The organism is Thiomicrorhabdus hydrogeniphila (assembly GCF_054656895.1).
This window is the reverse complement of sequence record NZ_BAAHXL010000001.1, coordinates 1,489,024-1,501,210: the sequence shown is the minus strand read 5'-3', so window position 1 is coordinate 1,501,210 and position 12,187 is coordinate 1,489,024. Positions and strand designations below refer to the sequence as shown.

Annotated in this window: 10 protein-coding genes; 2 read left to right on the top strand and 8 right to left on the bottom strand. The window is 35.0% G+C overall.

Going from position 1 to position 12,187, the window contains the following annotated elements; all coding sequences use genetic code 11:
* Nucleotides 1-5 precede the first annotated feature (5 nt).
* The 3 genes from pyrG to ACYQ0E_RS06750 form a co-directional block, all read right to left on the bottom strand.
* Nucleotides 6-1,634 (bottom strand): CTP synthase, encoded by a 1,629-nt coding sequence (gene pyrG, locus ACYQ0E_RS06760; RefSeq protein ID WP_460187481.1) that lies wholly within the window; start codon nucleotides 1,632-1,634, stop codon nucleotides 6-8.
* Nucleotides 1,635-1,810: 176 nt separating this feature from the next.
* A complete protein-coding gene (tilS, locus tag ACYQ0E_RS06755; RefSeq protein ID WP_460187480.1) occupies nucleotides 1,811-3,208 on the bottom strand; it encodes a tRNA lysidine(34) synthetase TilS in 1,398 nt (465 codons plus the stop codon).
* A 59-nt stretch (nucleotides 3,209-3,267) separates the two neighbouring features.
* The gene (locus ACYQ0E_RS06750) at nucleotides 3,268-4,224 is read right to left on the bottom strand and encodes an acetyl-CoA carboxylase carboxyltransferase subunit alpha (protein WP_460187479.1); all 957 of its coding nucleotides are present in this window, start codon (nucleotides 4,222-4,224) and stop codon (nucleotides 3,268-3,270) included.
* A 417-nt stretch (nucleotides 4,225-4,641) separates the two neighbouring features.
* Between ACYQ0E_RS06750 and ACYQ0E_RS06745 the strand changes: the two genes are divergently transcribed.
* Nucleotides 4,642-5,376, top strand: coding sequence for a DUF481 domain-containing protein (locus ACYQ0E_RS06745; protein ID WP_460187478.1), 735 nt, complete (start codon nucleotides 4,642-4,644; stop codon nucleotides 5,374-5,376).
* 131 nt (nucleotides 5,377-5,507) lie between these two features.
* Here ACYQ0E_RS06745 and ycaO read toward each other — a convergent pair whose 3' ends face one another.
* The gene (gene ycaO, locus ACYQ0E_RS06740; protein ID WP_460187477.1) at nucleotides 5,508-7,226 is read right to left on the bottom strand and encodes a 30S ribosomal protein S12 methylthiotransferase accessory factor YcaO; all 1,719 of its coding nucleotides are present in this window, start codon (nucleotides 7,224-7,226) and stop codon (nucleotides 5,508-5,510) included.
* A gap of 206 nt (nucleotides 7,227-7,432) precedes the next feature.
* On the opposite strand from ycaO, the gene ACYQ0E_RS06735 reads away from it, so the two are divergent.
* Complete coding sequence (locus tag ACYQ0E_RS06735; RefSeq protein WP_460187476.1) at nucleotides 7,433-7,741, top strand: hypothetical protein; 309 nt, start codon at nucleotides 7,433-7,435, stop codon at nucleotides 7,739-7,741.
* Between the two features lie 35 nt (nucleotides 7,742-7,776).
* On the opposite strand, the gene ACYQ0E_RS06730 is transcribed toward ACYQ0E_RS06735, so the two are convergent.
* The 4 genes from ACYQ0E_RS06730 to yoaA form a co-directional block, all read right to left on the bottom strand.
* Nucleotides 7,777-8,631: a hypothetical protein gene (locus ACYQ0E_RS06730; RefSeq protein ID WP_460187475.1), complete on the bottom strand. Its 855-nt coding sequence runs from the start codon at nucleotides 8,629-8,631 to the stop codon at nucleotides 7,777-7,779.
* 74 nt (nucleotides 8,632-8,705) lie between these two features.
* On the bottom strand, nucleotides 8,706-9,158 hold the full coding sequence (locus tag ACYQ0E_RS06725; protein ID WP_460187474.1) for a universal stress protein: 453 nt from the start codon (nucleotides 9,156-9,158) through the stop codon (nucleotides 8,706-8,708).
* A 182-nt stretch (nucleotides 9,159-9,340) separates the two neighbouring features.
* The gene (gene tsaB / locus ACYQ0E_RS06720; RefSeq protein WP_460187473.1) at nucleotides 9,341-10,069 is read right to left on the bottom strand and encodes a tRNA (adenosine(37)-N6)-threonylcarbamoyltransferase complex dimerization subunit type 1 TsaB; all 729 of its coding nucleotides are present in this window, start codon (nucleotides 10,067-10,069) and stop codon (nucleotides 9,341-9,343) included.
* 53 nt (nucleotides 10,070-10,122) lie between these two features.
* Nucleotides 10,123-12,063 carry a DNA repair helicase YoaA gene (gene yoaA, locus ACYQ0E_RS06715; protein ID WP_460187472.1) on the bottom strand — a complete coding sequence of 647 codons (1,941 nt, stop codon included), beginning with the start codon at nucleotides 12,061-12,063 and terminating at the stop codon, nucleotides 10,123-10,125.
* Nucleotides 12,064-12,187: the final 124 nt, after the last annotated feature.

Sequence of the window (12,187 nt, the reverse complement as noted above, 5' to 3'; positions counted from 1 at the left end):
ATTTATTACCCTTTTGCTTTATAGGTGTTTGCGGCTTGAACAAACGCTGTAAATAACGGATGCCCATTACGTGGTGTTGATGTAAATTCTGGATGGAATTGGCATGCAATAAACCAAGGGTGATCAGCCACTTCAATCGTTTCTACTAAGTTACCATCTTCAGAACGTCCTGAAATAATTAGACCTGCTTCTTCTAACTTATGAATATAACCGTCATTCACTTCATAACGATGCCTATGTCTTTCACGAATAACATCTTCCCCATAGACTTCACGAAGTTTTGTATTGGCTTTTAATACACAATTTTGGCCACCTAAACGCATGGTTCCGCCTAAATCAGCATCTTCAGTTCTTTCTATTTTATTACCATCTTCATCAGTCCATTCAGTAATTAAAGCAACAACTGGATATGGTGTTTCGGCATCTAACTCACTACTGTGTGCATTTTTTAAACCAGCAACATTACGTGCAAATTCAACCACGGCCATTTGCATACCCAAACAGATACCTAAATAAGGAATTTTATTTTCACGTGCATATTGAATAGCTAATATCTTACCTTCAACACCGCGTTCACCAAAACCACCTGGAACAAGAATAGCATCTTTATTTTTTAATACATCAATACCGTCAGTTTCTAGGGATTCTGAATCAATATAATCAATATTAACTCGGGTGTTTGTGTGTATACCCGCGTGAATTAAGGATTCAATTAAAGATTTATAAGCTTCTGTTAAATCGACATATTTACCAACCATGGCAATTTCAACAGCTTTATCTGGGTTTAACTGAGCATGAACAACTTCATCCCAGTCAGATAGATTAATAGCTCCTGCATCAATACCTAGTTTTTTAACAACTAACTCATCCAAGCCTTGTTCATGCAACATTCTTGGTACGGCATAAATAGTATTGGCATCGAGTGAACTAATAACCGCTTTCTCTTCAACATTAGTAAATAATGCTATTTTGCGTTTTTCACTCTCTTGAAGTTCCATCTCTGAACGACAGATTAAAATATCAGGCTGAATACCAATAGATCTTAATTCTTTTACTGAATGTTGAGTAGGCTTTGTTTTAACTTCACCGGCTACAGCAATATAAGGTAATAAAGTTAAGTGCATGAATAAAGCTCGATCACGCCCTACTTCAATACTTAATTGACGAATGGCTTCAAGAAAAGGTAAAGATTCAATATCACCTACTGTACCACCAACTTCAACAAGAACAACGTCAAATCCTGATGCCGCTCTCTGAATACGCTTTTTAATTTCATCCGTAATGTGTGGGATAACCTGAACTGTTCCACCTAGATAATCGCCACGACGTTCATTACGAATAACCGTTTCATAAACTTGGCCTGTAGAAAAACTGTTTCTACGCGTAAAATTACGCTGAACAAAACGTTCATAATGACCTAAGTCCAAATCGGTTTCAGCACCATCATCGGTTACAAAAACTTCACCGTGCTGTAGAGGACTCATAGTCCCAGGATCAACATTAATGTACGGATCCATCTTTAGCATACTAACTTTAAGGCCACGAGCCTCTAATAATGCACCCAAAGAGGCCGCTGCAATGCCTTTTCCTAGAGAGGAAACTACACCACCTGTTACGAAAATAAATTTAGTCATCAATAAACACTTTTTGAAGTTTTGAAATTACGATTTAAGCTATCAGAATGGAAGGGAATTATAGCGTAATACTGTATTTTCAGCAATGAATTAATTAGAATTTACTAGGCTTGTTTTTCAAACGATGAATAGGAATCAAGCGTGTAAATCCTTAAAAGCAAACATCTCATTTAATATTAAACAATCCCCATCCAAGAAATACGCTGTGCATGAGAAACACATAAAATGGATTCTGGCGAGTTTGTTGAGTTTTCTAAAGAAGATGTCTTTAGTGCATTATTACAACCAAGTACAGACACAATCTTTTCATTTACGAGCAATACAGGCCAAAATTTTCTTTCCCAAACAGGGATTTTATTGTCTTGAAAAAAACGTTTTAAAGCTTTTCTATGGACTAAGTCATCTTGTGAAATTGATCTAATTTTTACATTAGATAACTCATTCAACAAGTTGAAATTAAAACAAAAGTTACCATTTTCCTTATTACCTTCAACCTTTTTATAATCATCAAATTCATTTACACTAAAACAATAACTATTAGGGTTATTTTTAAGATAATAAAGTCTATTTTGATAAACCCTTAAAACGCCCTGTGGTAGCTCATAACAAAAATTATGATTTTGACTTTGAGCAAACTCCATTAAGGATTCTTTTATCCAATCATAGTGGCTTTGGCTAAGAATAATCTCTGGCCAATAGATTTTAAACCAATAACGCAAGGTATTTTTCTGTCTTACCCAAGAAAACTCTATAAAATCTTTAAAGCTAAAAAAATAGTTTGAAGATTCGGATTCACTCAACTCAATTTTTGCATATATATCCAATAATTCACTCGCCTCTTGTAAATGAAGAGCCGTTTTGTCTAAGGCTGATTGCGCATGTGGCCACACTTCATTAAGTTTTGGTAAAACCGTATGGCGAACGACATTACGTTTATAATTTAACTCAAAATTCGTTTTATCCGTAACGTAAGAAAGCGAATGAACTTTTGCATATTGCTCTATAGCAGAATAAGGCACATGTAATATTGGTCTAGAATGAAACACGGAGTGATTATTGGTTGTTGTCACTTTTTTATTCTGCAGCATTGCAGAAAGGCCATTCACCCCGGCACCCCTAAAGAGGTTTAGTAAAACCGTTTCTGCTTGGTCACGTTGATGATGACCCGTTAATAAAAAAGCATTCTCTTTGGAATCACCCAAATAATTGTCAATAAAAGCAAATATAGCCTGATAACGTAAAGCTCTAGCAACGGCCTCTACGCCCTTTCTTTGAGTATGTTTTACAGTAACCTTTAAACCATGAAACTCAACAGAGAGTTTTTGACAAAAAGCTTGGCAGAACTTAAACCATTCCTTGGATTCGGCCTGCAAACCATGATCAACATAAAGAGCAACTAATACTAATTGCTTATTCTGTTTAGAGGATTGTTGATTAATAGAGTGCAGTAAAACGGTTGAGTCTAAACCACCACTAAAGGCAATAAAAACAATTGATTTATTAGGCACTTGAGGTAAAAATTCATTTACTGACTTAGTAACTGAAGAATTAGATAGCGAATTTGAAAGGGTCATAATTACCTCAAAATAAAACGTTGAGATAATTATTTATTAAATGGAATTGATTACAAGCTTTATGCCGTTTCAAAGTTTCCAAAACCCATATAACGTTGGTATCGTGTTTCAACCAATTCATCAATTGGTTTATTTTTTAACGTATTCAATTGATTCACCAATGCTTGTTTTACATTATTGGCAGACAATTGATAATCACGATGAGCACCACCAAGAGGTTCAGGAATAATCTCTTCTACAAGTCCTAGAGATTTTAAACGGGTGGCTGTAATACCTAATGCTTCAGCGGCGTCTGCAGCATTCGCCGCATTTTTCCATAAAATAGAAGCACAACCTTCTGGCGAAATTACTGAATACGTACTGTATTGAAGCATCATAGTAACATCACCCACACCAATTGCTAAGGCTCCACCAGAACCACCCTCACCAATCACGGTACAAATAATAGGAACTTTAAGTTCAGACATTTCAATCAAGTTACGCGCAATAGCTTCACTTTGACCACGCTCTTCAGCATTAATACCAGGATAAGCACCAGGAGTATCAATAAAAGTCAAAACAGGCAGCCCAAAACGTTCGGCCATTTTCATTAAACGCAATGCTTTTCTATAACCTTCAGGACGAGGCATGCCAAAATTACGACGAATTTTCTCTTTAGTATCACGCCCTTTTTCTTGGGCTATAACCATGACTGATTCACCATCTAAACGAGCAATTCCCGCAACAATGGCTTCATCATCTGCAAACGCTCTATCACCATGAAGTTCTTTAAAATCTGTAAAGATACTATCAATATAGTCAAGTGCATAAGGCCTTTGAGGGTGGCGAGAAACTTTTGCGATTTCTACATCTGTTAATTTTTTGAAAATAGACTCTGTTAGATTTTTACTTTTCTTTTCAAGTGCCGATATCTCTTGCAAAAGGTTCATATCGTCGCCATCTAGATGACGTAGCTCATCAATTTTAGCTTCTAGTTCTGCTATAGGTTGTTCAAAATCTAAAAAATCAAGTTTCATATTTTTTTATTCCAACTAAATCAATACATTTAAAGCGTTAAACAAAACAAATTTGGATATCAATAAAACCTTTTGCATCTTTATAAAAAACAGTATGAAACTAGCCGTTAGTTGCTATCTCTTACACTGCGATTAAAAAAACGTTTTGATCTTATATCAAACCTCTGTCATGTAAAGCCTACATTCTAGTATTAGAGGGTGATTAAATTAATGGTATTTTACCAAAATTGCTTGTTTAAGTGGACGAATTGCCTATAAATTTTATAGAAAAGTACCCATTATTACGAATTAATTATAAAAACTTATGCCTTAAAAAGTTGCGTTTATTAATTTTCCCTTTAAAATCCTCTACTTCTTTTAAATAGACTATAAAAACTTGAAACATATACAGGCTATAATTCTTAGGAGTTTTAATTTATGAAAAACACTACAATTCAATCTTTATTTGCACTGGCCTTTATGGCTCTTTCAGTAAATGCGCACGCTAATTCTAATACTTCTAACGGCCTTTCTGGTTCTGGTGAACTTGGTTTTAGTAACAGCACGGGTAACACTGAAAACACCGCTTTTTACGGAGCTTTAAAACTTAACTATACTCAGGAAAACTACACGTTAAAATCTTTGATTGAAGGTAACTATAAATCAGAAGATGGCACACAGACAGAAGAACGCTATATTGTCGATTTACAAGGTAACCGTTACTACAATGCTGACAAAAGTTATTACAGCTTTATTGGCGCTCGTTTTGAGAAAGATAAATTTGCTGATATTGATTTAGACAGCACTTTCTCTATTGGTCTAGGTAAGTCTTTATATAAAACAAAAGACACCTCTTTAAATGGCGAAATTGGTTTAGGTTATCAAAACACCGATTACAGTACACAAGGTACTAAAAGCGACTCACAAACGGTTGGTATAGCAAAATTAGACTTTAACCATGCAATCAATGAGCAGGTTAAATTTACTCAAGATTTATCTGTCACCTCAGGTGAAAACAGCACTAAGCTAGAAAGTAATACAGGTTTTAAAATAAAAGTAGCAGAAAAGATGAACTTAAAAGCAACTTATAAGTATCGTCATAACACTAACCCAGCTGCTGGAACAAAAGAGACTGACACACAAACGATGTTAACTTTAATCTATGATTTTTAGTTATAAACGAATAGATGAGATACGTTTAAATTAAAACTATTTTGCTCTATAGAGTTACTCAAAAAGCACATAATTTTATGTGATTTTTTTATGTATAAAATATGGGGTTAATTATTTTATTGCTTAATAAACTAACTTAACCCATTCACTTTGACGTTATTTGCAAGCTTATATATTTTTATTAATGCCTGATGCCTTTGTGAACATTCAAATATACTCATACCCAAAACTTCATTTGCAAAAACATCATTGCCTTCAATAAATTTCCAGGCCTGGTCACTCACTGATTTACCAAACAAATAACAGGTCGCACTTTTATCAACTTGATTCTCTAACACCATTTCAAGAGAGTATTTTAAAGCTTGGTATACAACAATCCATTTACTGTTAGGATTCACATAATAAACAGTATCTTGAACGACATCAAAAGCCGACTCTAAATTCTTGGCTGCTAATAATGCCCAAAATTTTAATTCTATGACCTTTACTTCTGCCCAAAAAGAACCTGGGTCTGGCATCAACCCAATTAACGAGGCTACCCCCTGATGATCGCTTAACCCTAAGTTGTCGATTAATTCAGCAAGTTCTATATACGATTGATTATTTGGAAGCTCAAACAAAGCTTCACGTAGTAATCTGCCAATATTCTGATTACTATCAAGTAATTCATCTGTTGGGTAAACTTCAGACATACCTGGCACAATAATTCGGCAAGCTGCAAAACCGCAATGATGATAGTTTGCTACATAAACTTCTGCGCCCTGCTCTTGAACAAGCTTACATAAAACTTCCCATTGTTCTGAAGTATCACCCGAGAAATCCCAATGTACAAAATCGTAATTGTAGTTTTGAGATATAAAATTAGCATGTATTAAACCACTTGAATCAATAAAATGATTTTCTATATTTTCTGGTTCAGCCACGGCAAATGCATCAAAAACGGGAAGTTGAAAGCCATCTAAATCATCAAGATGACGACCTTGAAGAGACTCTGTTAAAGTTCTTTCTAAAGCCACTTCAAAAATAGGATGTGCGCCAAATGAAGCAAAACAACGACCTGTTTTTTGCTCAAAAAGTGTTACATTAATAACAGGAAACACACCGCCTAATGAAGCATCTCGCATTGAGACTTCAATACCTTCTTTTTTAAGCGCGGCAACGGCTTCCACAACAGCAGGAAAATCTTTAACAACCTCATTGGGTATTTCTGGCAAGCAAAGGTTTTCTTTTAAAATCTTATTTTTTACCCAACGTTCAAAAATTTCTGAAAGACCTTGTACCTGGGCTTCTAAAGCCGTATTACCTGCCGACAATCCATTACTTGCATATAAATTACTGAGTAAATTCATTGGAAAATACACCGTTTCATTATTGTGTGCATTAACTAATGGAATCCCTCTAACCAATTCTTCTGAATCATTAAAACTCAATAACTCATTAAAACCTAATTCACCCGTGGGATCATAAAATGACCATAAATTAGGTGTTAAGCATTGGTTGATTGTCTCTTCTGTAAATACTTTTTCATCTGGATAATATAACCAGGCCTGGTCATTTTGAATTTTAGCTTGCTCTAACCAATAATCCGAAAAGAAATAATTGGTAGATAGACGCTCTAAATACTCACCCAAAGCACTTGCTAAAGTAGATTTTCGACTCGTACCTTTTCCGTTAGTAAATAGGCCAGGACAACGCTTATCATGAATATGTAATGAAAATACATTATCAACAGGATTTAACCAAGAAGCTTCTTTAATCTCAAAATTCATTTCATTCAATACTGAATGCATTTTACTGATCGAATTTTCTAAACAGGCATCTTTACCTTTAATGTAGGTTACTTCACTCATAAGGTCTCTTTTATATCTATTCTGGCCATAAAGGCTTTCATTCATAAGGGGGGATTATTCTATGCTTAAACTTCATAATCCATTGTTTTTTTTAGTATTAAATTAATTTTAATAGGCATCTGTATTATTGATACCTAATAACTTAAATATCATTAGAATGTAATATTAGAAGTTTAATAAACAACACTCAAAATAAGGGCTAGCATATGAAAAATATCCATAAAACATTATCTTTCAATATAAGTAAGTTTTTTCCCATTACGACTTTGGGTTTTACTTTATTTTCTGTAAGCGCTATGGCAGAAGACATGCCTGGTAAAGAGCTTCACGCTTCTGCAAACTGCATGAAATGTCATGCCGCTAAACCTTATGATCCTGCTAAAACGACAACCTACGATAAACTAGTAAAAAAAGTAGCCTCATGTAATACAAACTTACATATTGGTTTATTTGATGATGAGGTCGTTGAGGTTGCAGATTACTTAAATGCGACTTACTATCACCATCCTAAATAACAACAAACATTAATCTAATAAAAGAATTGTTTCTCTTATTTTCTTGATAATCTTTTAATATACAAATCAAGCTGTTTCAGATCTTCTGGGGCAGCATTCTCTACTCCATCCGCATAAACCAAATCTTTTGCATCACTCAGCACTTTATCCGCAGCTTGCATTAAAAAATACGTTTTGGTATTTTGAGAAATCGCTTTCCAATCCCTATCTTTAGCAAACCAATATTTTTTAAAACTCACATTTTTATTTAAATCTTGTTCTAAGGCTTTTAACGTTTTAACCATGGGTGCCACAGATTCAAAAGGCATTAAAGGACGCCCGTAATCACCATAAAAACTTTTACGCTCTAATTTTGCGAGTTCAAAAGCCGGAATCATGCCTGCCAAACCATTTTCTTTAGCCTGCCCTTCAGCTTCACTCATTCGTTCGGCACTTAACATTGGAGCATCAGACTTCCATCGTCCAAAAACGATATATAGATTATTTCTTTCAATAAAATAGGTTTTTCCTCTACCTAGCTTTAAGACATCTTTTTTAGAGACAACATAGTCTAATTTCTGTTTATCTAATTTTGTAGTATCAGTCCAAAGATCCCATATATTATCGGTATTTGACGGTATTGATTCACCTACATCATTTTTGCTCATCGGCACGCACGACACGCCATAGTCATGACCTTCAACATAATCTAATACAGCGACCTTTAAATCACCATTAGACATAATTTTATTTACCTTACCGACTATAAAAGCATCATCCTTTATATTTGCCGCTGGATAAGCAACAAAGACTGTTTCACCAACTTGAAACGTATTGGCATAACTGTAGTTTGATACCAATAACAACAGTGAAATCAGAAAAATTCTAAAAGTATATGGCGCTTTATTCATTTTGCATTTACCCTTAATATCGCTTAAATAGATAGTGTGTAAGTTAATGTGTAAGTTAATGTGTGATTCAAGATTTATTCCGATACTCTTACCGCTAAGACATCACACTTTGCATGATTTATAACTGAATTTGTAGTTGAACCAATTAAATGTTGTATACCTGATAAACCATGAGCGCCAATTACAATTAAGTCGCATTGAATATTGTTGGCATATTCAACAATATCAACACTTGCAATTCCACTTAAGGCTTCATATTTTTTAATATTAAATTTCGCACTTAATTCACTCAGTTTTTTGTTTGAAGCCTCTATTAAACTTTTGCTTGCTGTTTCATCCCATAAACCAGGCATTCCCATTACCGCTACGTCCTCTAAAACAGGGTAGATTGGAATTTCAACAAAGTGCACCATTCGTAGTTCAGCATGAAAAGCTTGTGCAATTTCATAAGCTTTAGCTACAGCATTTTGACTGTATTCAGAGAAATCAACGGCTACCAAAATAGATTTATAACCTGTACTTGTCATACGACTACCTCTTTACTGTAAACTTAATCTTAAAGGTTATACACATTAACTGTGGATAAACATGTGTGTAATAAAATATTAACTATAAAAACACTAATAAAGTCTTATACTTTAGCATTACTGCTCAATTTTTAAGCAGAATATATTATCCTGCTTTAGTTGTGTAGATAAAATTAAAAACCTCACATTGATTTCAATTTGGCTTTAATTTTTCGCTCTTCAATGGTATCGGCGACATGGTTTCTTAAATACAGTGGTTTTGGTATTTCTTCTTCAAGCGATTTTGCCATTTCTATATTTAATTGTGCAATTTTAGCTATTGATATGGCTTCTGGAAGCCCTGTTTGCCACAAAGAAAATTTACTTATCACATTTGGATAGATTTCTTCTATATCGCCAAAACCAATACAAGTAGTCTCTGTCGGTAAAAATTCATCTATATTATCGGGTGAAATCATTAAAGGAGTTTCCAAAATAATTTCTTTAGACTCTGCAAGATATTGCCCTCGCAAAATATAAACCTCTTTCATTCGGGCATCCATTACCGCACACCATTCACAATCATCTGTAGGCTTGTTTTTAGAAAAGTAATTTTCAGCCAAAGCTTGTAATGATGAAACAGCTAAAACTGGCTTATCCCATCCCAATGCCAATCCTTGTATCACTCCAGAAGCAATTCTAATTCCTGTAAAAGCACCAGGCCCTTCACCAAAAGCAAGCACCGCAATTTCATTTGCATCAATAGCAGAAGCGTTAATAACTTGCTCAACCATCTCTAATACTTTATGAGCGTGCTTTTGAGGAAGAATTTCATGCTGAGTATATTCTTTACCCTCATGAATCAATGCAACAGAACAAGCTGAAGTTGATGTTTCAACGGCTAATACAGTGGGATATATTGTTTTTGACATATTGTTTAAAACCTTAAATTTTATAGACGCTCGTTTTATCATTAACCGTTAGTTTAAGAAAGTTTTTTAATCGCTGAATCAGCATCATAAACCCATGGGAAATCTGGCAGGCTATTCTTAATAGTATTGCCATAGTTTTTAGAGGATAGCCGAGGGTCACACAACATAAGAACACCTTTATCTTCCGTATCTCTAATTAAACGTCCCGACCCTTGTTTCATAGCAATGACCGCTTCTGGCAACTGAAAGTTCATAAACACATTTAGACCTTTTTCTTTTAAAAAGGCTTCTCTCGCTTGAACAATAGGATCATCAGGAGGGGCAAAAGGTATTCGATCAATAATCACTAACTTAAGAGCCTCGCCTTTTACGTCGACCCCTTCCCAAAAACTGCTTGTACCTAATAATATTGCTTTTTCTGTTTCTTTAAAACGCTGTAATAAACTTAACTTTGGCAAATCACCTTGTACAAGTAGCTTGCCATCCCAGTGGCTTTCTAAAATAGCTTTTGCTTCTTGCATCGCCCTATGACTGGTAAAAAGCATAAACGCACAACCATTACTGGCTTTTAATAGCGGCCATGCAGCTCTCAGCATAACTTTAGTATAATTTTCATCTCTGGGTTCAGGTAATCCTACTGGATGATATACCAGACCTTGTTTTTGATAATCAAACGGACTAGGCCAGTTACTTGTTTTTGCCTCACCCAAACCAAGCCTTTTAGCAAAGTAATCAAAATTACTTGCAACACTTAATGTGGCTGAGGTAAACAACCACGCACCACCAATATTTTCTCTTTGGCGTAAAAATGGAGCCGCCACACTTAATGGCGTCATATTAAATTTAAAGCGAGCTTGTGATGATTCTATCCAACGAATTTTATTTTCAGATTGACTGGTTATCCAGTCTTTAGTTAACCCTAACAAATCTTGGCTTCTTTTATGAACAGCACTTAATTGTTTGCCTCGTTCAACCACTTGCTTTAATTCATCAATAACGATGGTTAACGTATCCATAAAACGCTTAATCGCAACTTGAAAGACTTTTTCATCATTAAGTTGCTTCCAAGTCCAACGCTTATCCCATTTACCTAAAGCATCATTAATAAGCTTAATTTGTTCATCTAATAAAGAAGCATAATCTGATATTTTTATATTTTCAGGCGCTTCAACTTTTTGCGCTTGTTTAATATCACGAGTTAATTCTTCTAATTGACCTCGTGAAATAGAAAAACCAAGAAACTGTGCAGCAATATCTGGAAGCTGGTGAGCTTCATCAAAAATATAAACATCGGCATCGGGTAAAAGTTCGCCAAAACCTTGCTCTCTTAAGGCTAAATCGGCACAAAAAAGATGATGATTCACAACCAATACTTGAGCTTCTGCCGCCTTTTGTTTTGCTACGGGATAAAAGCACCCTGATTCCTGATTACATTCTGCAGATTGACAAAACTCCATGCGTGCACAAACTTTACGCCAAATGGGGTCATTTTCAGGTACGGATTCAAGTTCGGATTTATCTCCGGTACGAGTTTTGTCATCAACCCAACTTCTAATTTCTGAGAGCTTTTTCCAATCATGTTTACTATGTTGTTCAACCGTCTCAGTTAACTCTAATCTTTGCGGGCAGACGTAATTGTCACGCCCTTTGAGTAAACGTGCTTTACCAGCGACATTACAAGCTTTAAACAAAATGGGTAAATCTTTATGAACCAGCTGTTCTTGAAGTGTTTTTGTGGCCGTTGATACAATAATTTTTTTACCCGATAATAGAGCTGGCACAAGGTATGCAAACGTTTTACCCGTTCCTGTTCCCGCTTCAGCTAACAAGGTACCATCATCGTTAATAAGCTCTTTAATTTGAAGAGCCATATCTATTTGGGCCTGACGAGCGGAATAGCCATCAACCAATTTAGATAAATGTCCTTCGTCCCCTAAAACATCCTCAATACTGAGTTTTGATTGTTTTTTTGAATTGCTCTTTTCTTGACTCATAAACTTAATTAAAACCGTCTTATTACCTTCTTAAGCCTAGTATTTTTACTTTACGACATAAAGATTTAGATTGAAGTTAAACTGAGGCAAATTATACGCTAATGAGCACTACATACTGTAGTAA

What these genes read in the sequence shown, in the direction of transcription:
- ACYQ0E_RS06735 (WP_460187476.1), top strand. Translation starts at nt 7,433, where the DNA reads ATGAAAAATATCCATAAAACATTATCTTTCAATATAAGTAAGTTTTTT.
- ycaO (WP_460187477.1), bottom strand. Translation starts at nt 7,226, where the DNA reads ATGAGTGAAGTAACCTACATTAAAGGTAAAGATGCCTGTTTAGAAAAT.
- pyrG (WP_460187481.1), bottom strand. Translation starts at nt 1,634, where the DNA reads ATGACTAAATTTATTTTCGTAACAGGTGGTGTAGTTTCCTCTCTAGGA.
- tsaB (WP_460187473.1), bottom strand. Translation starts at nt 10,069, where the DNA reads ATGTCAAAAACAATATATCCCACTGTATTAGCCGTTGAAACATCAACT.
- tilS (WP_460187480.1), bottom strand. Translation starts at nt 3,208, where the DNA reads ATGACCCTTTCAAATTCGCTATCTAATTCTTCAGTTACTAAGTCAGTA.
- yoaA (WP_460187472.1), bottom strand. Translation starts at nt 12,063, where the DNA reads ATGAGTCAAGAAAAGAGCAATTCAAAAAAACAATCAAAACTCAGTATT.
- ACYQ0E_RS06730 (WP_460187475.1), bottom strand. Translation starts at nt 8,631, where the DNA reads ATGAATAAAGCGCCATATACTTTTAGAATTTTTCTGATTTCACTGTTG.
- ACYQ0E_RS06725 (WP_460187474.1), bottom strand. Translation starts at nt 9,158, where the DNA reads ATGACAAGTACAGGTTATAAATCTATTTTGGTAGCCGTTGATTTCTCT.
- ACYQ0E_RS06745 (WP_460187478.1), top strand. Translation starts at nt 4,642, where the DNA reads ATGAAAAACACTACAATTCAATCTTTATTTGCACTGGCCTTTATGGCT.
- ACYQ0E_RS06750 (WP_460187479.1), bottom strand. Translation starts at nt 4,224, where the DNA reads ATGAAACTTGATTTTTTAGATTTTGAACAACCTATAGCAGAACTAGAA.